Origin of the sequence: Bradyrhizobium sp. CCGUVB23 (genome assembly GCF_024199885.1) — a bacterium.
Classification (GTDB): Bacteria; Pseudomonadota; Alphaproteobacteria; order Rhizobiales; family Xanthobacteraceae; genus Bradyrhizobium.
The window spans coordinates 4,857,065-4,874,393 of record NZ_JANADQ010000001.1 but is presented as its reverse complement, the minus strand read 5'-3'; the positions used below and the strand labels follow the sequence as shown (position 1 = coordinate 4,874,393).

Below are 17,329 nucleotides of genomic sequence, written 5' to 3'. Positions count from 1 at the left end.
GTATCATCCGGCTATCACTTCGGGACCACTTAAGGGATTTCCATGACGGACATCTTCAAGTTTTGGTCGACGATCGGCAAGGCCGAGACGATCCATCCCCTGGACCGGCCGATCTTCGATCGCCTCAACAATTCCCATGGGTTCGACCTGCGGTGCCTGCCGTGCAATTTCGGCGGCAAGCTGCGCACCGCGCCGGTCGTGCTGCTTTACCTGTCGCCCGGCTTCTCGGAAACCGATGTCAGGATCGCCAGGTCCAAGGAAGGACAGGAGCGGTATGTCAGACAGCGCATGGGCCGGCTGGGGTTCACGGATCATCACCCCGAAGGCGCCAGATGGCGCAAAGAGCGGCTAGCGTGGCTCGGTGAGCCGGATGCCATCAGAGATAAGGTCGCGATCGCCAATATCGGCGCCTATCACTCCCGCACCTTCACGGATCATCATGTTCTCGCCGCGCTTCCCTCCAGTCGGGCCATGCTCGATTGGGCGCAGTCGGTGCTATTTCCTCAAGCCGAGCGCGGCGAGCGAATAGTGGTCTGCCTGAGGGCAGCGAATTTCTGGGGGCTCGAAGTCGGACGGCGGTATGGCAAAGCGCTGTTCGCGCCGCAGACGACACGTAGCGGCCATATGCAGCGAGGCCAAATGCGAGACACCATCGAGCGCATGGCCCGGCGCTACGTCTAGGGCCGGCACATTTCCAGCTGCTGGGTAACGGGGTTGGCGCGGAACGTGTAGTAGTGGGCCGCATCGCAGGGCTCGTTGCCGGTATTGCTGAGTGCAAGCGTGCCGCTGACCCGGACCGCGCCGGACGATACGTCGGCGATCGCGTTGATGCTGCCGCTGACGATGCGGTCGGCCGTTGCGCCGCTGCCAGTGATGCTCACGCCGTTCACCACCAGGTTGGTGGCGCTGATCGTGCCGGAGACTTCAAGCTGCGTCGAAGGAGTAGCTACAACGCCCATGCCGACATAGCCGGTCGCACCGTTGACGAGCATGGCATCCTTGGTAGGTGCTATACTTCCTGCGCTACCGGGCGGCGCAAACCGGAATTGGGACAGGCCATTTCCATTATTTCGGACAACAAAAGCTGGCGACCCGGTTAGGGTATAGACCCAATTGCTCCCATTCCAGACCATCCCTTGGTCGATTTCACCGCGGATGCTCACACTACCGTTGACGTCGAGCTTTGTAGAAGGCGCACTGGAGCCGATGCCGACGTTGCCACTGCTGACGATGCGCAAGGCTTCGGTGCCAGATGCTGCGAAAGCCAGCGTCTGTAAGGCAGGCATGAACATGCCTGTGCTATTGTCGTTAGTGAATGTATGAGCCGGCGTAGTTGAGCTGCCCGATGCTGTCTGGAGCACATTGCCGGTCCGGATTGCCTGCGCAGCATCCACGGAGTAGCCATTACCCGGTGTCCGGCCGATTCCAACGAGCCCGCTGAAATAACCATTTGTGCCGCTGATCGGCCCTGTGCTGCTGACGCCGATCGTCACCAAGCCGCGCGAGGGATCGAACCAGCCGGTGTTTACGCCGCTCTGAGTGAGCGAGACGTAGCCGGTGCCGGAGATCGCCAGCATGGATGTCGTGCCACTGGTGATGCGGTCGGTCGTTGCAGCCGAGGCAATGCCGGTAAGGCCGGAGCCGTCGCCGACAAAGTGCGTGGCGCTGATGGTGCCGGAAACTTCTAGCGGTGCCGTGGGGGTGACGTTCTGGCCGGCGAAGTTGATGCCGGTCCAGCTCGTGATCAGCGCACTGCCGGAGATGTGGAGGGTGGACGAGGGGTTGCCCGTGCCGACGCTAACTTTACCGCCGCTGGTGTTTATTTGCACGTTGCCCGGCGTGGCGTTGGTGGTGCCAGCCAGGGTGAGCAGTCCATTTGCGGCGCTGCCGCCATAGATTGCGGGGCCAGAGAAGTAAGTTCCGGTTGACATCACACCCGAGGCAGCCACCGCACCGGTGACATCGAGGGGTTTGGTGGGGGTGGAAGTGCCGATGCCGACGTAGCCGCTGCTGACGATGCGCATGGCTTCGGTGCCCGAGGTGCGGATGGCGATGAAGCGGTTGGTTGCATCCCCCTGGATGCTGTTGTTAGTGGACCCGGACCAAGCGAGATAGCCAGTGCCGCCGCTATAGCTGAAGTTGGAGCCCGTGATAACATTCCCCGTCGCAGCGGTGATATTGCCGTTGTTGGCGGTGATAGCGTTGAGCGTGGTGAGCGTGCTGGTGAAGTAGCCCGTCGTCCCGGCGATTTGGCCGGTACTGCTCACGCCCGGGACAATGAACAGGCCCGAATTATCCATGTAGCCGGTGGTCACCCCGCCAGTGGTGAAGCTGACGTAGCCGGTGCTGTTGGCGGTGACTTTGGTGGTGCCGCTGGTGATGCGGTCGGTGCTGGCCGCGCCAACGTTGGTGAGACCTGAGCCATCGCCGACGAAACTGTTGGCGGACACGCTGCCGCTGACAATCAGATTGCCCGCCGTCGTCACGCTTGGTGCCCAGGTTGGACAGCCAATGTCGCCGGGCCGTGAGTGGTCGCCGATGCACAGCCGGTTGGTGTTGTTGCCAAGCGTCGAGGAAATCGTGGCCATGTTGCCCCAGTCCTGGGCCACGGCAAAACCAGCCACAGAGGCCAGCATCACCCCGAGCAACACCGAGCGCATGCCCCAACAATAATGCTAAGCCGCTGAACTGTATCGTCGACCGCGTAGTTTCTCAGCAGGCGTGTGGCGATTAGCTTCGCGATATGGATTTGTTACGCCGGATAATACCTGTAGGGATCATTCGGGCCGCCGCCTCCTCGGCGAACGATCTTCCCTGCATCCACCAGCATCCGCACGTCTTGATTCACTTGCTGCTGGTAGGCATCGTCACCGTGTATGGCCTTGGCCAATTCAATCTCGGTGCGGCCTGGGCCCTTCCCAACCAAAAAACGAATGACATCGATTTGGATCATGTCGACCTCCTCTGGAAGAGGCCTACCAATAATCACCGAAAAATCGGCCGCGCTAGTTCACCTACGCGATTTATTTTTTGATAGTCCTTTGAAGGAACTGGCCCTGAGCAGCCCCTCGGAAGTGATGTCACGGTACTCAACCTCAGCATAGAACGTCGGCTCGACCCATGTGGCCTTGGGCTTGCGCACCGGCCTGGTCAGCTTGGCCTTGGGGCTTACGACCGTGTCGAGCTGCTTGCGTATCTGGCTTGAGACCGTGCGCGACCAGCCCGTCCCGACCTTGCCCATGTAGACCAGCTCTTTGCCTTCCTGCTTGGCAAGGTATAGAGCGGCGACGCCCGACGGGTCCTTGATGAACCCGACCACCGGGAATTTCCCGCGCTGAATGGTCTTGATCTTGAGCCAGCCCTCGTTGCGATCGGAGCGGTAAGACGCATCGGCCTTCTTCGAGACGATGCCCTCATAGTTGAGCTTAGCGGCGTGCTCGAACAGCATCTGGCCGTCACCTTCGAGGTGTTCGCTATAAAGCACCGGCGCCTGCAGCTCGTGGGCTTCAATTAGCTCCTTCAGCAGCTCCTTGCGCTCAACCTGTGGCCGCTTGCGAAGGTCTTCGCCTTCCAGCCAGAGAAGATCAAAGGCGTAGTACAGCAAACGCTTTTGGTGGCCGCCTGCAAGCTCAGCCTGCAGCTCCGAGAAATTTGTGCGGCCTTCATGCACGACCACCACCTCGCCGTCGATGATCGCCCGCCCCGGGATGTCGAAGGCCCGCACGATCGCGGAAAACCGCTTGGTCCAGTCGAGCCCGTTGCGCGTAAAGGCGCTGCCCTTGCCCCGGTCGAGGTGCAGCTGGATGCGGTAGCCATCGTATTTGATCTCGTGGAGATAGTCGCCGGCCGGCGCCTTCATGCGCAGCGTGGCCAGCTGCGGCTTGATGAAGCCCGGCATCGCCGCGGAAGCAGCACGCACGTGGGACCTGGCACGCTTAACCATACGCTACTCAAAACTAGCACAGGACAATGCCGACCAGTATAATCGGGATTATTTGGTAATCCCATGTTGGACGATGAATTTAACAAACAGCGGTCGATATTGATCCGCGACCTGGCCGACAAAGCCGACGACCCATTTATCAAGCGGCGGCTGCTCGACCTCGCCACCCGTTATGAAAAACGGCCGGTCAAAACCAGGCCCTTGCCGCCGGTCTCGCTCAGCTGGCCAGAAGCCGAGCGGCGGGACGGCGGCGAAAGCGGCTAGCCATTGTTGTCCTGTGGCTGGCCGCTGGACTCGGCCTCAGCCTTTCGCGCCTGCTCGGCAAACGCGATGACGGCCTCACGCGTCTTGGCGTCCTTGATCTCAGCGAAAGCCCGCAAGAGTCTCAAGGCCTGCAGTTCTTCCAGCGTGGCTTGCATCCGTCTCCTCCGCTGCAAGCTATACGCGTCGGAGCGCAGACCGGGCAACAAGACTGTCGCGTGGTTCGGCTTAACGTTAAACCGAAGCACCGTAGTTCAACGGACTATGCAAGCGATCGTCTAATACTGCGGCCGCCTGAGCAGCTCCGGTAACCGCGAGATCGCCTTCGCAATCCGCCGGGCCTCATCGCGCGTGAGAAAGCTGTCGGCGTACTGATAGCCGCTGCGGTGCAGATCCTCGCGATGCATGACGCCGCAAATGAAGAAGCCGTTGGCGTCCTTGACGCGAAACCCGTCCTTGTCTTCTTCCATCACCCAGGGCGCCGGAAACCGCCGCAGGTTATCCATTACACCCTGCGATGCGCCGGCGTTCCGTTGATGCGCTTCCCCGATGTGTAGGTTTTGCCAAGCTTGGCCTGGCCCTTCATCCGATCGCGCTCCTCGACCAGGCCATCCACCTTGGTCTGCATGCGCTCAAGCAAGGCTTGCGCTGATGTCGTCGGAATACCCACCCGCTGCAGGGTCAGAATTTCCTTCTGCTGGCGGCCGATTTGCCGCCGCATGTGTTCGATCTCGGAGCGGATGTAGTCGAGTGTAGGCATCGCTTGGCCCTAAAAAGCCGGCAGCGCCCAAAAGAACAAAATGAGAACAATGAGTCAAGGCTGTTTGGGGCTGGAGATGCGGCTTACGCCGGGAATCCGGCTTAAGCGAATGGCCAGCCCCCGCCACGTCGGCGCGATCGGGTCAAGGCCGCGTAGCGCCCGAAGGGCTTGGCCTTGAGGCGATTGGGACGGCGTGGCCTCTCAGGAAAAGAGGAATATGGCCCGCAGCGTAGCGAGGACCATTCTCCGGCCCCGAGACCGGTTAAAAGGGCACCCGGCGCGCGCCTTAGTGATAGCGATGCGTAGCAAAGGCGTGACCGAGCGCCCCCGGCGAGGGGTTCATTATGGCTTGCGTGAGGGATCGTTACCCGACCGGCGGAGACGGCGTAGCGGCTCCGGGCGAAAGCCTAGAGCCCGGCCCACAGGGCACGCCCGAAACTGAAAGAGGCTCCCCCGTGGGAGAGCCTTAGCTTTTCGCTAAAAAGATGAAGGCGGCGGCAAAGCGCTCCCGGAACTCCGCCTCTTGCGGCAGCTCAATCGCCCCTTCAATGACAAGCTGGGCTTCCACCAACGCTTCGATCGCCCGAATGAATTGATCCTTGCGGCAGTGCGACCACGAGGTCAGTTCGATCTGGCCATAGATCGCGTCCAACAGGGTATTGGCTTCGGCCAGCGAAGCCGAATCTAGTCGCCCTCCTGGTCGCCCTGGGGCTTCGGTTCACGAAGGACGATCTTGCCCGAGACCGCAAGACCCGGTGCGATCACGATGTTGAAGCCCTTGCCGTCGTCGTTCGGCCACGCGGCGCCGATCCGCGTCCACGTTGCCTTCCTGCCGTCACCACTGACAACAAACGCGTCATGCGAGGGCAGCTTACTCTCGGCCATAGATTTTCCTTTTCAAACGAGAGGGGTGTTTCCAGCGAAACGCTGTGGGGCAATGCTGACGCAACGTCACGATGGGTAAAGCTGCTAGAACGGTTTGTTGCTTAGCGAACAGGCATGCATCGGCAATCGAGCGCGGGGCTTTGCATCGGCGACCAAGCGGCGCAAGATTCTGCCACACCAACCATCTTCATCCCTTTTCCCGGAGACGCCCATGGCGATCGACGATGCACGTCCGTGCCCTTGCGGGTCCGGGCTCCTCTCCCGCTGGGCCAATGACGCCCGCGCTATTCCTCTGGCGAGGGTCTGTCCCAAGTGCGAGGACGAGAAGCTTAGCCGCTACCGGCCCGAGGTTCTTACCAACAGCAACTACGACGCCGACGAGGATATCGATGGCGACTAACATGCATCGCCATTGGTACCGCTGCACGGGAGATCATCTCATGCAGTGGACGAGGGAAAGTCCCGAGCCGGAGAACTCACCGTGCCCGACTTGCGGCCTTCTCTACTTCCCTTGGGCCAGCGAGGACATGACGACCGCCAAGTTCAAATCCGACAACGGCATCGTCGACAGTCCTCAGCTAGACCTGTTCAAATAGAAAAGACGGTGAGAAGACCGTCAAAAAGAAGGGCGCCGTTAGGGCGCCCTTCGCGTCTCTGGCCAGCTCATCGCATTCACGATTTCACGATTCTACGACGTGGCGCAGCACGGGGTGACGGGGTGTCCCCGGCCGCGGTGAGGTGTGGAGGGCGGCGTACGCGCTCCGCTGGCCGCTGGGCGGCGCAGCCCTAAGCGGCCACGGGAAGGGTTCGGGGAGGTCCCCTCCCCGATGCCGTCAGGCAACACACGCAGAATGCGCCCTCACTACAGTCAAAGACCAGTAGTGAGGGCGCGATCCCCAAGCACGCTGCTCGAATTGTCCGACAGATTTGGCCCAAAGCTGCGCAAATATTCTGCAGGCGATGCGGAATAGGCACGCCTTCTGCACGGGACGAGTGCCGGCGAGTGCCAGAAGTATTTCGCCAGGTCGCGGCGCTGCGAAAGCGCAAACCCCAGGCCGCAAGGCCACTACCGTTTCAGGAGGAAAACCATGACGACAAGAATGAAGCGAGCTGGGCGCCACCCAGCAGTCCCGCCGCCAGTGCAACCCAACGGGCAATGCCGGCTGCGCTACCCCCACGAGGTAAGTGATGACAAGGAGATGCCACACCATGGCGATGCGCAGGCACAGCATGAAAGGAGCTGGCCGCATTCCCGGTGGCGTACCGATTACAGATCAGAACGAGGCAATGCGGCGTCGCTCGCCGCGTTGAAACGACCTCTCCGCCGCTATAGGCGGGCCGCGGCATGCCAAGGCATCTGCGGCGGTCATGAACACTAAAGAAAGAACGACGATTGGACGGACTCGCCTACGACCTGAAACGCCTCGCCCTCGGCGATGGCGAAGGGTCGTATTTGACCCGCAACCAGCGGCACCGGGGCTTGCAACTCATGGCGCGCGATCTGCGCGGGCTGGGTTACAAGCTCCCGGCCGCGTCGTCCATCAAGCCGCGCCATGTCGAGGCGCTGATTGGTCATTGGCGATCGTCGGGCCTCTCGGCCGGCACTATGAAGAACCGGATGGGCTGGCTGCGCTGGTGGGCCAGCCGGGTCCGCAAGCCTAATGTGGTGCCGCGCGATAACGACAGCGCCGGCATCGAAAAGCGTTCCGCCTTCAACGGTAACCGTGCCCACGCCACACCCGTCGAAAGGATGGTAGCCCTGCCCTACCGTATGCAGTTGGCGCTGCACCTGCAGATGGGGTTCGGCATGCGGCTAGAGGAAAGTTTGAAATTCCGGGTCAGCCAGGCCGACAAGGGCGACCGCCTGGCCATGCAGTCGAGCTGGTGCAAGGGCGGCCGCGCCCGCGAGATTCCGATACGGACCCCGCGTCAACGTGCACTGCTAGAGGCGCTGCGCAAGGAGTGCGGCGATGGCTCGCTCATCCCCCAAGGCCAGCGCTATATCGATTTTCGCAAGGAGGTTGAGCACGTGACTTGGGGTGCCGGCATCCGCAACATGCACGGCCACCGGCACTGGTACGCGCAATGGCGGTACAGAACCCTCACCGGCCGCGCCTGCCCCGCTTCCGGCGGCGCCACCTATGAGCGCATGAGCCGCGGCGAGAAAGCCGCGGATTTCCGCGCGCGGATGCAGATTTCACATGAACTTGGCCATGGACGATTGGCCGTCACCGACACCTATCTTGGCAGCCGCTTCGCAAAGGCGCAGAATCGGCGCAATGAAAGCAAACCTCTCAAAGCTCATCCCGGAGCTTGAAAAGTCCTATAAGACGGAACTGGAAAACTTGGCGGCCACGCACCTGCGCACCGACAAAATCAAGATGGCCCTGCATAATGCAGCCAAGAAGGGCCACCGCGCCCTGCGCATCGCCTTGCCTGGCGGCATTGACCTGAGAAAGACCGACGGCGCCGAGATGTTCAAGGAATGGATCAAGGAAAACGGCCTCACTGCGGAATGGCATAGCCGTGTAGCGACAACCGAGGACGGGCGGCAGGCGGCCGGCTTTGACGTTGAGATTTCCTGGTAGCCGCATCGTTGTCTTGCCGTGATGCTGGTGTAGCAGCGTACTAGTATGCTGCTACACCGCTACAGCAACCCGGGATGGCCTGATCGCTCCAGAAATTCCCGCAATGCGTCGAGATAGATGTCATGCGGCTTGCGATCCGTTATGAAGGCGATCTCCTGCATCTTCTTTTTGGCCTTGGGTGGCAGGTACAACATCACGCGCTTGTACGTCGCACGCACTGTCCCCTCCTGGGGCTTCGCTGCTTTGCGATGTTCGCTCGGTGCCGGCTCGACACGAGGCGCCGCAGTTTCGGGGTTGATTTCCACCACATTATCAGGTTGCGCGGCAGCCGGCTGAACGGGTTTTGGGCGCAATAATCCGTCCAAACCCGCCGCAGCTGCGACAGCGTTACGCGCGGCGTCGCTCTTGCTGCTCACCGGTCTTCTCCTTGTTGATACGCTTTCTGCACCAGGCCCAGAACTCAGCAACCTCCTCGGCAGCTTTCGATGCGGGCGCATGCTCACTGACACCAAGCCCAAGAGCGTAGCTGTATTGAAAGTCCATCCGCGAAGCCAAGGAGACCGGGACCACTGGCCCGCTTTGCGCAAGGCCAGTCATGACGGCCGACGTGAGTTTAGCGGCCTTGTTCGGTGTGGCTTGATTGACCACCAGCGCAAAGTCGCGGCGCATCGTGTGTAACGCTGCCATAGTAGTGCGCGTGGCGTGCAGGTCAGGCCCGGCGGGACGTACGGGGATCAAGCACAGGTCAGCGACCCGCATTGCGGCGCGGGTGGCATGACCGTCCTCCCCTTTGGTATCGATTACCACCAGCGAGAATCCCGCTTTCTCCAGCGCGGTAAGGGTTTTTGTGAGATCCGCCGCGGACTCATGAGCGACAACCGGTGGCGTTTCGGCTGTCCGGGTATCAAACCAGTTGGTCACTGTGCCTTGTGGATCAAGATCGATAAGGCAGGCCTTCTCGCCGGTGGCTTCCGCAGCCACAGCGAGGTTGATGGCGAGCATGCTCTTGCCCGTGCCACCCTTTTGATTGACGAAGCTAACGATTTTCATGTGCCCACCTTAACGGCAAGGCGAACATCACTGCTATGGCAGTACAGCAGTTCGCTGATAGGCTGTTACAGCGCTACAACAGTACGGCAACACGCTGCTACAGCAGCGTGCTGGCATAACAGTACGACAGCGTGGCAGCGCATCAATACAGCAGCATGGGAGTGTAGCAGCATGGCAGCGTAGCAGTACGCCCGACGTTCTACGCGGAAAACCGCGCTTTCTTTCCCCAGGAGAGCCGATACAAGGCTGCTCAATTCATTGGCGACCGGCTCGCGAGCGAGAAGGGGAAGCGCTATTGTTTTCCGAATGCAGCCGCTCAAGCTCGATCTGATGTCTCGCGAGGCGTTCGCGGACTTGGGCTTGCACGAACGAAACGACTACCTCCAGAAGCTGGCGGCAGAGTTCTCCGAAAAAACCGGTCGTCCTGTCATTGCATTGGGTCAGGACGCATTGGCCCGGCTTCGTCGTTTCTACTTGCGCCGAAGCTTCGCTGACCTGGAACGGGGAAAAGTTGACTTCAAAATCTCCGACCCCGAACTGGCAGCAGCGTTGCGGAGCCTTGGTGAAACTATCAAGGACAGCGAGCGCCAGACCGACGTGGTTGGCGTGCTCAAGTCGGAATTGCCGGGACCGATCCTGCGAAAAGCGCCTACGGACGATCAGCAGCTCTCGCTTTTCGTGCCGGTGATCTATGACGCGCCGCTAAAGGATGACGTCAACCTCATGGACATCGCGCCGTTCACGATGTCAAAAAACCGACGGAATACCGCGCTTCGATATGAGCTTAACGATTCCATCGTCACCGTCGACGGAAGTGCGGAGCATGGCATTGCCACGGTCTTCGACTATGACATCTTCCTGCACATGGTCACCTATCTGGCTGAGGAGGCCCGCAGGTATCACATCGATGCAAGCAAAGGGTTGCGCCCAGATCTGCCAGCACAGGTTTACCGTCCCAAGGCCTCACACATTCTGAAGTTCTGCCGCCGCGGGTCTGGCGGGTTGCAATACAAGAGCCTCGAAGCCGCGCTTGATCGGCTATCGGGTACGCGGTTGAAAGTGGCGAATCTTCGCGGGGGAAAGCGCCGCGAGGTCGTCAACGTTCCGCTGATCGACAAGTACCGCGTCGTGAGTGCCACATCGAATGGCCACGTCGACGATATCGAGATCTACATTCCAAGCTGGGTGTATGAATCCGTTGTGCGGGAGAAGGGGAAGCCACAGATCTTGACGCTCAATCCGGACTATTTCCTCATCAGCCAAGGGCTGGGCCGGATGGTCTATCGACTGGCCCGGCGAGCTGCAGGCCGAACCCAAGCACGCTATTCGATTGCAGAGGTCCATAAGCGGAGCGGTTCACCCCAGGCCGTGCCTCAATTCGCGCAGATCCTGAGAAAGCTCGTGGCCCATAGCAAGTTGTTTCCGCTTCCGGACTACGACCTTGATCTCATCGAAGGCAAGAATGGGGAGTTGCTATGGATGCGCTATCGCGGGGAAGGGGCCAAATTGGCCGCGGGAAAAGCGCCACTACCTCTGCTCGGCTGATTTTGACAAACGGTTTTGACAAAACCGTATATCACCTATCCTCGAAGATTCTTGAGGCTCTGCCTTGAAGGCACAGGCGACTGCTGGCGGGTCGATTTTTTTTACAGAACCGTCTTTCGCCTATCGCGCGCCGAATTTTGACAAAGCATTTTGACAAAACCGTATATCACCTATCGTGAATGGCGAGAGAGAACGGTTTTGACAGAGCCGTATATCACCTATCAAACGCCGTATATCACCTATGACAAACCGTATTTCGCCTATGACAAGCCGTATATCACCTATCTCAGCGCCGTATATCGCCTATCGATTTTGTCGCTAACCGCATGAAGCGATTAAAGCCGTTTTGACATATCCACAGGGCTGCTTTTCCTAAAACTAATTAAAACTATGAATACCACTAAAACGCCTGCGGCTGATTTTTCAAACTTGTCTTTGAAGGGAAGGGGCAGCGGCGGTTCATCTGGAGTCGATCGAGTAACACCGACACTGCGCCAGACCTCACCCGAAACTGCGTTGGAGGCGTGTAGATGCAGATAGCATCCATACGGCCACAGCGGCCATTAAACGCTGTTTGTCATGCCGAGCCTGGACACACCACCAGACAACAACAAAACCGCTTTAAAAGCTCATGCAGCGATCGGCATTGCACAAAAGGCAACGGGGGCCGCATTTGCGGTCCCCGCTCATGATCAAATCGAAAGCTTACTTGGAATAGGTCGGAACGGAGTTGCCGCACACCCGCTCGCCGAAGCTTGCGGCGTGCGTGGCCGTTGACGCCCCGGAAGCCTTCTGGCCGAACGAGGCGCCGGAAACTTGCACAGCCGCACCGCTGGCGATTTCGCCGAACGACGCGGAGTGGGCGGGGGTCGACCCGCCCGTGGCGAACTCGCCGAAGGAAGCACTATGCGTAGGTGTACCGAAGATGCTCACTGAACTTCTCCTGTTTATCAGCGTCGGCGATATGCCGGGCTGATGCCGTATCCGTCAGAACCGGACGGAAATCTCTCGCCCCCGACGTCCCCATTCCTGCAGCCCTCAGCTGCCGGGTATTTGAACCTTGATGCCGCAGAACTTCTCCTGAAACTCCGCCACCTTCGACAGGAACGCATCGATCTGCGCGGGCTGCAGGTTGTTGAGGCGAACCTTGTTGCTCTTCTGGGTGCCGTACCGCGAATGAACCTCGACGGTGTTGGCTTCGCTGCTGGCCAGGTAGATGATGCCAGAGTTGCCCGACATCGTTGGCGCGACCTCCAGACGGTTGAGCTTGTTGAGGTCGGCCGTGGTGACCTGAGCGTCGCTCGTGCCCGCCTCCACCGTAAACCGGAATACGCAGTGCTCCGGCTCCTGCAGCTCGTACCGCAGCGGTGTGCCGCGCTTGCGCTCCACGATCATGGTGTTGGCGTCGCGCGACTGGAATGACGTGTCCATCCAGTCCGCCGTCAGCTTGTATTCGGCGCCGACCACGTCAGCGGCCGAACGCAGGCGGGCCTCAGTGCCGTGCTCCTGACAGGCGCCGAGCAGGAACGCGGGCAACATCGACAGTGCTGAAAGCTTCCTGCGCATCATTTATTCCCCAGGCAGGAGTTGGCGATTTCGGCGATGTCCGACCGGTAGCCGTTCTTCTCGGCCGCGAGCTTGTCGGGGGCGATCAGCTGCGGGCACCATTCATAAGCCGAGAGCCTGCGGGCCTCCTGTTGTGCGGACAGCAGGTAGTACTCGCACAGGTTCAGGCTCCGCACCTTGTGACTGTCGCGCCCGCCCGTGACCATGCCCAGCATGCCGGTCACCATGCCCTGTGCCATCTCGCTGGCGACGTTGCCGTCACCGGACGGCCGGTTGCCCTTGAAGCGCGCGTAGATGGCCTTGTCGGTTTCGCGGGACTTCCTGACCACCTGATCCCATGCCGTGCACGGAATGCCCTTGTTGGTTTCCTCAAGGCGCCGGCCGGGATAGTACGTCGGCACCTCGCCGATGGCCGAGCGCTTCATCCAGAGGCAATCCGAACCTGGACGCTGACGCAGGCACACGAACGCGCCTTTGCTCGTTGCGTCGTAGCCCTCGTAAAACATGTACTGACCGGGATGCGGGAATGCGCACCCTTCTGCGAAACGATAGACCATGTGCAATTTGTCGACCTGCTCGGTCTGACCATTCTGAACAAGCTGCTCGTGCCGCTTCACCACGCTGATGTCGACGCAGGCAAAGGCTTCCTGCTCGATGCGCACCGGCGGAAGCAGCTGCTCGGCCTGCGCTGCACTCGTCAGAATCACGAGGAAGGCGCTGAGCAGCAATCTCGACCGCCCCCATCGCGCCGCATCACGCAGCGGAATAGCCACAGAAAACATCGGAAAACCCCTCAAAAAAGAGTTTCCGTTTCTATGCAAAAATCCTGATTTACGAATGCCGGGGTCTAAGGGCAGAATCAATCTTGGATGAAAACGACAGGCATTTCTGAGCTAACAGCTCAAGCTGTTGAGCGGACTCACGAAAAGCGCGTCGCCCCCTCGCCTTCCATCTCCATTGCCAATCACCTTGCAAAATTTAGGAGTTTTGCAACGGGGCAGCGGCGATGACCATCTTCGGTTATGCCCGCGTCAGTACGTCCGGCCAGGAGCTGGACATTCAGATAGCCCAGCTTGAGGCTGCGGGCTGCGAGCGAATTCTGTGCGAGAAGCAAAGCGGCCTGAACGATCACCGTCGTGAACTCGCGCGATTGCTGCGCCGGCTGCGCAAAGGCGACATCGTCATCGTCCCGGCGCTCGATCGCCTGACCCGCGGCGGTCCATTCCGAATGTTGAGCGTACTTGCTGACATCACGTCGCGTGGAGCGACCTACCGATCGTTGGCCGAGCCTTGGGCGGATACGACGCATGAACTCGGCGAGGTCCTGGCCGCGCTGGTCGGCTACATCGCCCGCAAGACGCGGGAGGACATCATTCGCCGCACGACTGCTGGACGCGAACGGGCGCGCCAGAACGGCGTCAGGTTCGGCCGGAAGCCAAAGCTGACGCCAGCCGAGCGGAAGGCTGCCTTGGAGCTGTACTTTGCCGGTCAGACGCAAAAAGCTGTCGCCATGGCCTTTCACGTCAGCAGCTCGACGATTTCCAGGATCTGTTCGTCCAGTGCTGGCGGTGATCCGTTGAAAGCATCTTGAGAAATAGCCGAAGAAGAACTAGATTGTGTTCGTCCTCTGGGACCGCACAAAACGAATCTGATTAATCTTTCAGCTTGAAAACGCACTCGCTTATACAAAGTCGGCAAAAGCGCTTTTAAAGCCCGCGCGATCGTCCCTAGCCGCATTCTCAGCTTGCGCCTTTTTATCGATCTCACTCCTCGCTGAACCACCCCCGCTCGACTTCCTGGAGGCTTCTCAGTCTCAACCGGATGGTCGCGGTCACGCGGCTGTCGTGCCTTGGGGTGTCCTTGCCATGTCCGGTCCACCGGCAGAGGTGACGCAGGCCGAGCTTGTCGTTGCGCTTGAGCGCGCGGATCAAGCGCCGAGTCATCGTGCGCGACATGAAGAAGTTGAATGCGGGCCCAGTGATGCATTGCTGCGATTCGTTCGCGCTCTTGCTCGCGCAGCGGCGATCGCCGATTATGAGCGGCAACACCGCACAATGAACGCGAGTAGCGACAATGAAGGCGGCAATCTACGCAAGGTTTAGCTCGGACAAGCAAACCGACCGGTCCATTGAGGACCAGGTCGCGCTCTGCCGCGCCGTCTGTGAGCGCGAAGAGCTGATCGTTGTCGCGGTCTACGATGACCGCGCGATATCCGGCGCCAGCACGGTGAACCGGCTCGGTTGGCAGCGCCTCATGCGCGACGCCAAAGCCGGCAAGTTCGATGTTGTCGTTGCCGAAGCGCTCGACCGCATCTCGCGTGACCAGGAAGATCTGGCCGGTATCCACAAGCGGCTGCGCTTCGCGGGCATCGAAATCCGTACCGCGCAGGATGGGATTGCCGGAGACATCCACATCGGCGTGAAGGGATTGCTCGGCGCTCTCTACCTCAAAGACCTCGCGCAGAAGACACGACGCGGCCAAGCCGGCGTGGTTCGCGATGGTCGCCACAACGGCGGACGCAGCTACGGCTATCGGCCGATCCCCGGGAAAGCGGGCGAGCTGGAGATCGACGAGGCTGAAGCAACGGTTGTTCGTCAAATCTTCGCCGACTACCTCGCCGCAAACTCACCACGCGACATCGCGGCAGCGTTGAACAAGAAGGGGGTGCCCGGACCACGTGGCGGCGTCTGGAACGCATCGACCATCGCCGGCAGCCGCAAGCGCTTGAACGGCATCCTGCAAAACGAACTCTACGCTGGTCGGATCATCTGGAACCGGCAAACCTTCGTGAAAGACCCTGAGACCGGCAAGCGCATCAGCCGCGAAAACCCGCGCAATCAATGGATGACCGCCGACGCCGAGCATCTGCGCATCATCGACGCCGATACCTGGTCGCGCGTGCGGACCCGGCGTGAAGAGCGCGGCGGCCCGAAGGGCACCTACGCCACCCGACCGAAGAACCTGCTGTCCGGCCTGATCAAATGCGGCTGCTGCGGCTCGGGCTATGTGGTCGGCGGCAACGACAAGCGCGGGCCGCTCCTCCTCTGCACCCGCATGAAGGAAACCGGCCTGTGCGAGAACCGGCGCACCGTGGCGCGCGAAGCCATCGAGACGCTGGTGTTGAAAGGCATCGAGGAGAACCTGGCGGCGCCAGAACTGGTTGCCGAGTACGTGCGGGAATATCACCGGATGTCCCGCGAGCTGCACAGCTCGACCGCCCACCGGCGCCGCGACCTCGAAAAGCGGTTGGGCAACGTCAACGGCGCCATCTCGAAGGCCGTCGACGCTCTCCTGGGCGAAGCGCCGAGCCGCGCCTTGCGCGAGCGTCTGGCGGCTCTTGAGGCTGAGCGCGACGAGATCGAGGCGGCCATCGTCGATGTCGTCCCGCCCGCCGTGGAATTCCATCCCAATGCGGCAAACGCCTATCGCGACAAGATCCGGAACCTGAGGCAGGCGCTCGCGGAGTCAGATAGGGACAGCCGTGTGGCTGCCCATGAGGCTATTCGGGAGATTGTCGAGAAAGTGGTCGTTCATCCACGGGGCCGGTACAAACCCGTGAAGATCGAGATTTACGGCCAACTCGCCGCCCTGCTCAGGATTTCCGAGAGGGCGGCTGAACCCCTAGAGTCTAGGGAAGCGTTGGTTGCGGGGATAGGATTTGAACCTATGACCTTCAGGTTATGAGTTTGAATGGCGCTCGCACACTGAAAGTTGCCCAACGGGTCCAAGTGAGCAGGCGGACAGCAGGGCACGAGCTTGCCCACAGCGCTTTCAGTCCGTCCAATTTACACGCTACGGCGCGCAGGAGTTAGCGGAGGCATCAAAGAGTCTTTTGCTTGGCACCGTAGGCTATATCGATCAACGCATCCCGGGCAATTGAGTTACTTGCGGGGGGCGTCGAAACCAAGGTCGCGCCATGGAGATACCGATCCCGCTCAGCGGGGCTTGATCCGATTGTGGCGGAGATCATCGAAGCGCATGCAGGAACCATGGTTGACAATGATAACAACAAGCGGCGCCGGCTCGTCGAGTTCAAGGACGGTTGCCGCTATGGCAAATTCGGAAAGACTAAGGCTTATGAGCTGATCGCCCACGATAGGATCAGGGCCTACAGGATGGGCGGCAAGACCATGATCGACCTCGACAGCGTGGATGAATATCACGCTTCGCTGCCGCGAGTCGAAACGAGAGCAAGCTAAGCCGCCGATCTGTGCAGCGAGACGGCGGGCGCACCGTCGCGCAGGCTGTCGAGGCGGCCAGACCAATGCTGAATTAAACGCATGCGTTCGGCTCAATAGGCAGCACGGTTATAGATGCTGCGAATCTTGTTGTCGTTGCCAAGCTGGCGCCGCACCACATCGTCGCATCGCCGGTGCTTTTTTCGTGTCGCGGGCGAGTTGGGCTTCCATTGCATCGCCGTCAAACACGCCCTCCTCGTTAAAAGGGTCGACGCGATCGAACGAAAATCGTGCGCGCTGTGATCGCCACCGGAGCCAGTATCGCGGCCCATGATCCGCAGTCGCCATGTCCAGTGTGTTGTCGGACATTGGCACGCCATGCTCATTGGAAGTCCAGCAGATCGTGGATCAGCGTCGCGTGATTGGGCGCTTTCGGCGTCGGTGTCGCACGAAGCGAACCAAGTCGCCCCCCGAAGTCGTTCAGCTCGAGGTTTCGCTCGGCATCGTGGATGCATGATGGATGGGTACCCATGACAAGAACTCTCCCCTGACC

The 17,329-nt window shown here is 60.3% G+C and carries 25 protein-coding genes; 10 read left to right on the top strand and 15 right to left on the bottom strand.

The window, feature by feature from the left end; all coding sequences use genetic code 11:
• The first annotated feature begins 42 nt into the window (after positions 1–42).
• On the top strand, positions 43–681 hold the full coding sequence (locus NLN62_RS22540) for a hypothetical protein (protein ID WP_254110238.1): 639 nt from the start codon (positions 43–45) through the stop codon (positions 679–681).
• Here the strand turns inward: NLN62_RS22540 and NLN62_RS22535 are convergent.
• The 3 genes from NLN62_RS22535 to ligD form a co-directional block, all read right to left on the bottom strand.
• Positions 678–2,660, bottom strand: a complete 1,983-nt coding sequence (locus NLN62_RS22535) for a hypothetical protein (protein ID WP_254110237.1) — start codon at positions 2,658–2,660, stop codon at positions 678–680. The two genes, NLN62_RS22540 and NLN62_RS22535, sit on opposite strands and share 4 nt — an antisense overlap.
• Before the next feature lie 92 nt (positions 2,661–2,752).
• Complete coding sequence (locus tag NLN62_RS22530) at positions 2,753–2,953, bottom strand: hypothetical protein (protein ID WP_254110236.1); 201 nt, start codon at positions 2,951–2,953, stop codon at positions 2,753–2,755.
• 57 nt (positions 2,954–3,010) lie between these two features.
• Positions 3,011–3,943: a non-homologous end-joining DNA ligase gene (gene ligD / locus NLN62_RS22525; protein WP_254110235.1), complete on the bottom strand. Its 933-nt coding sequence runs from the start codon at positions 3,941–3,943 to the stop codon at positions 3,011–3,013.
• 63 nt (positions 3,944–4,006) lie between these two features.
• Here ligD and NLN62_RS22520 point away from each other — a divergent pair, with 63 nt between their 5' ends.
• Positions 4,007–4,207: a hypothetical protein gene (locus NLN62_RS22520; protein WP_254110234.1), complete on the top strand. Its 201-nt coding sequence runs from the start codon at positions 4,007–4,009 to the stop codon at positions 4,205–4,207.
• Here the strand turns inward: NLN62_RS22520 and NLN62_RS22515 are convergent.
• From NLN62_RS22515 to NLN62_RS22495, 5 genes are all read right to left on the bottom strand, one after another.
• Positions 4,204–4,362 (bottom strand): hypothetical protein, encoded by a 159-nt coding sequence (locus NLN62_RS22515; RefSeq protein ID WP_254110233.1) that lies wholly within the window; start codon positions 4,360–4,362, stop codon positions 4,204–4,206. The genes NLN62_RS22520 and NLN62_RS22515 overlap by 4 nt on opposite strands.
• 120 nt (positions 4,363–4,482) lie before the next feature.
• Positions 4,483–4,710, bottom strand: a complete 228-nt coding sequence (locus tag NLN62_RS22510) for a hypothetical protein (RefSeq protein ID WP_254110232.1) — start codon at positions 4,708–4,710, stop codon at positions 4,483–4,485.
• On the bottom strand, positions 4,710–4,925 hold the full coding sequence (locus tag NLN62_RS22505; RefSeq protein ID WP_254110231.1) for a hypothetical protein: 216 nt from the start codon (positions 4,923–4,925) through the stop codon (positions 4,710–4,712). Before NLN62_RS22505 ends, NLN62_RS22510 begins: the two co-directional genes overlap by 1 nt.
• A 505-nt stretch (positions 4,926–5,430) precedes the next feature.
• On the bottom strand, positions 5,431–5,616 hold the full coding sequence (locus tag NLN62_RS22500) for a hypothetical protein (protein ID WP_254110230.1): 186 nt from the start codon (positions 5,614–5,616) through the stop codon (positions 5,431–5,433).
• Between the two features lie 32 nt (positions 5,617–5,648).
• A complete protein-coding gene (locus tag NLN62_RS22495) occupies positions 5,649–5,849 on the bottom strand; it encodes a hypothetical protein (protein ID WP_254110229.1) in 201 nt (66 codons plus the stop codon).
• A gap of 211 nt (positions 5,850–6,060) precedes the next feature.
• Here NLN62_RS22495 and NLN62_RS22490 point away from each other — a divergent pair, with 211 nt between their 5' ends.
• The 4 genes from NLN62_RS22490 to NLN62_RS22475 all read left to right on the top strand — a co-directional run bounded on the left by NLN62_RS22490 (position 6,061) and on the right by NLN62_RS22475 (position 8,437).
• The gene (locus NLN62_RS22490; RefSeq protein ID WP_254110228.1) at positions 6,061–6,249 is read left to right on the top strand and encodes a hypothetical protein; all 189 of its coding nucleotides are present in this window, start codon (positions 6,061–6,063) and stop codon (positions 6,247–6,249) included.
• A gap of 40 nt (positions 6,250–6,289) precedes the next feature.
• A complete protein-coding gene (locus tag NLN62_RS22485) occupies positions 6,290–6,445 on the top strand; it encodes a hypothetical protein (protein ID WP_254110227.1) in 156 nt (51 codons plus the stop codon).
• 797 nt (positions 6,446–7,242) lie between these two features.
• Entirely contained in the window at positions 7,243–8,166 is a 924-nt protein-coding gene (locus tag NLN62_RS22480) for a phage integrase N-terminal domain-containing protein (protein WP_254110226.1), read from the top strand.
• Positions 8,129–8,437 carry a hypothetical protein gene (locus NLN62_RS22475; RefSeq protein WP_254110225.1) on the top strand — a complete coding sequence of 103 codons (309 nt, stop codon included), beginning with the start codon at positions 8,129–8,131 and terminating at the stop codon, positions 8,435–8,437. Before NLN62_RS22480 ends, NLN62_RS22475 begins: the two co-directional genes overlap by 38 nt.
• 59 nt (positions 8,438–8,496) lie before the next feature.
• Here NLN62_RS22475 and NLN62_RS22470 read toward each other — a convergent pair whose 3' ends face one another.
• Both NLN62_RS22470 and NLN62_RS22465 read right to left on the bottom strand, forming a co-directional pair.
• On the bottom strand, positions 8,497–8,853 hold the full coding sequence (locus tag NLN62_RS22470; protein ID WP_254110224.1) for a hypothetical protein: 357 nt from the start codon (positions 8,851–8,853) through the stop codon (positions 8,497–8,499).
• On the bottom strand, positions 8,825–9,487 hold the full coding sequence (locus tag NLN62_RS22465; RefSeq protein WP_254110223.1) for a ParA family protein: 663 nt from the start codon (positions 9,485–9,487) through the stop codon (positions 8,825–8,827). The genes NLN62_RS22470 and NLN62_RS22465 overlap by 29 nt, the downstream gene beginning before the upstream one ends.
• A gap of 306 nt (positions 9,488–9,793) precedes the next feature.
• Here NLN62_RS22465 and NLN62_RS22460 point away from each other — a divergent pair, with 306 nt between their 5' ends.
• Entirely contained in the window at positions 9,794–11,032 is a 1,239-nt protein-coding gene (locus tag NLN62_RS22460; RefSeq protein WP_254110222.1) for a replication initiator protein A, read from the top strand.
• Positions 11,033–11,737: 705 nt separating this feature from the next.
• Here the strand turns inward: NLN62_RS22460 and NLN62_RS22455 are convergent.
• The 3 genes from NLN62_RS22455 to NLN62_RS22445 form a co-directional block, all read right to left on the bottom strand.
• The gene (locus NLN62_RS22455; protein WP_254110221.1) at positions 11,738–11,965 is read right to left on the bottom strand and encodes a hypothetical protein; all 228 of its coding nucleotides are present in this window, start codon (positions 11,963–11,965) and stop codon (positions 11,738–11,740) included.
• 105 nt (positions 11,966–12,070) lie between these two features.
• Positions 12,071–12,598: a hypothetical protein gene (locus tag NLN62_RS22450; protein WP_254110220.1), complete on the bottom strand. Its 528-nt coding sequence runs from the start codon at positions 12,596–12,598 to the stop codon at positions 12,071–12,073.
• Complete coding sequence (locus NLN62_RS22445; RefSeq protein WP_254110219.1) at positions 12,598–13,380, bottom strand: hypothetical protein; 783 nt, start codon at positions 13,378–13,380, stop codon at positions 12,598–12,600. Before NLN62_RS22445 ends, NLN62_RS22450 begins: the two co-directional genes overlap by 1 nt.
• 224 nt (positions 13,381–13,604) lie before the next feature.
• On the opposite strand from NLN62_RS22445, the gene NLN62_RS22440 reads away from it, so the two are divergent.
• On the top strand, positions 13,605–14,189 hold the full coding sequence (locus NLN62_RS22440; RefSeq protein WP_254110218.1) for a recombinase family protein: 585 nt from the start codon (positions 13,605–13,607) through the stop codon (positions 14,187–14,189).
• Positions 14,190–14,361: 172 nt separating this feature from the next.
• Here the strand turns inward: NLN62_RS22440 and NLN62_RS22435 are convergent, their stop codons facing one another.
• Complete coding sequence (locus NLN62_RS22435) at positions 14,362–14,541, bottom strand: hypothetical protein (protein ID WP_254110217.1); 180 nt, start codon at positions 14,539–14,541, stop codon at positions 14,362–14,364.
• A 130-nt stretch (positions 14,542–14,671) separates the two neighbouring features.
• On the opposite strand from NLN62_RS22435, the gene NLN62_RS22430 reads away from it, so the two are divergent.
• Positions 14,672–16,282: a recombinase family protein gene (locus NLN62_RS22430; RefSeq protein WP_254110216.1), complete on the top strand. Its 1,611-nt coding sequence runs from the start codon at positions 14,672–14,674 to the stop codon at positions 16,280–16,282.
• Positions 16,283–16,554: 272 nt separating this feature from the next.
• Complete coding sequence (locus NLN62_RS22425; RefSeq protein ID WP_254110215.1) at positions 16,555–16,797, top strand: hypothetical protein; 243 nt, start codon at positions 16,555–16,557, stop codon at positions 16,795–16,797.
• A gap of 92 nt (positions 16,798–16,889) precedes the next feature.
• On the opposite strand, the gene NLN62_RS52995 is transcribed toward NLN62_RS22425, so the two are convergent.
• Complete coding sequence (locus NLN62_RS52995) at positions 16,890–17,021, bottom strand: hypothetical protein (RefSeq protein WP_256575944.1); 132 nt, start codon at positions 17,019–17,021, stop codon at positions 16,890–16,892.
• Between the last annotated feature and the right edge of the window lie 308 nt (positions 17,022–17,329).

Coding starts and splice junctions, on each gene's coding strand:
- ligD (WP_254110235.1), bottom strand. CDS start 3,943: ATGGTTAAGCGTGCCAGGTCCCACGTGCGTGCTGCTTCCGCGGCGATG.
- NLN62_RS22460 (WP_254110222.1), top strand. CDS start 9,794: ATGCAGCCGCTCAAGCTCGATCTGATGTCTCGCGAGGCGTTCGCGGAC.
- NLN62_RS22535 (WP_254110237.1), bottom strand. CDS start 2,660: ATGCGCTCGGTGTTGCTCGGGGTGATGCTGGCCTCTGTGGCTGGTTTT.
- NLN62_RS22430 (WP_254110216.1), top strand. CDS start 14,672: ATGAAGGCGGCAATCTACGCAAGGTTTAGCTCGGACAAGCAAACCGAC.
- NLN62_RS22520 (WP_254110234.1), top strand. CDS start 4,007: ATGTTGGACGATGAATTTAACAAACAGCGGTCGATATTGATCCGCGAC.
- NLN62_RS22510 (WP_254110232.1), bottom strand. CDS start 4,710: ATGGATAACCTGCGGCGGTTTCCGGCGCCCTGGGTGATGGAAGAAGAC.
- NLN62_RS22445 (WP_254110219.1), bottom strand. CDS start 13,380: ATGTTTTCTGTGGCTATTCCGCTGCGTGATGCGGCGCGATGGGGGCGG.
- NLN62_RS22465 (WP_254110223.1), bottom strand. CDS start 9,487: ATGAAAATCGTTAGCTTCGTCAATCAAAAGGGTGGCACGGGCAAGAGC.
- NLN62_RS22495 (WP_254110229.1), bottom strand. CDS start 5,849: ATGGCCGAGAGTAAGCTGCCCTCGCATGACGCGTTTGTTGTCAGTGGT.
- NLN62_RS22435 (WP_254110217.1), bottom strand. CDS start 14,541: ATGACTCGGCGCTTGATCCGCGCGCTCAAGCGCAACGACAAGCTCGGC.
- NLN62_RS22440 (WP_254110218.1), top strand. CDS start 13,605: ATGACCATCTTCGGTTATGCCCGCGTCAGTACGTCCGGCCAGGAGCTG.
- NLN62_RS22515 (WP_254110233.1), bottom strand. CDS start 4,362: ATGCAAGCCACGCTGGAAGAACTGCAGGCCTTGAGACTCTTGCGGGCT.
- NLN62_RS22530 (WP_254110236.1), bottom strand. CDS start 2,953: ATGATCCAAATCGATGTCATTCGTTTTTTGGTTGGGAAGGGCCCAGGC.
- NLN62_RS22505 (WP_254110231.1), bottom strand. CDS start 4,925: ATGCGGCGGCAAATCGGCCGCCAGCAGAAGGAAATTCTGACCCTGCAG.
- NLN62_RS22490 (WP_254110228.1), top strand. CDS start 6,061: ATGGCGATCGACGATGCACGTCCGTGCCCTTGCGGGTCCGGGCTCCTC.
- NLN62_RS22540 (WP_254110238.1), top strand. CDS start 43: ATGACGGACATCTTCAAGTTTTGGTCGACGATCGGCAAGGCCGAGACG.
- NLN62_RS22450 (WP_254110220.1), bottom strand. CDS start 12,598: ATGCGCAGGAAGCTTTCAGCACTGTCGATGTTGCCCGCGTTCCTGCTC.
- NLN62_RS22475 (WP_254110225.1), top strand. CDS start 8,129: ATGAAAGCAAACCTCTCAAAGCTCATCCCGGAGCTTGAAAAGTCCTAT.
- NLN62_RS22485 (WP_254110227.1), top strand. CDS start 6,290: ATGCAGTGGACGAGGGAAAGTCCCGAGCCGGAGAACTCACCGTGCCCG.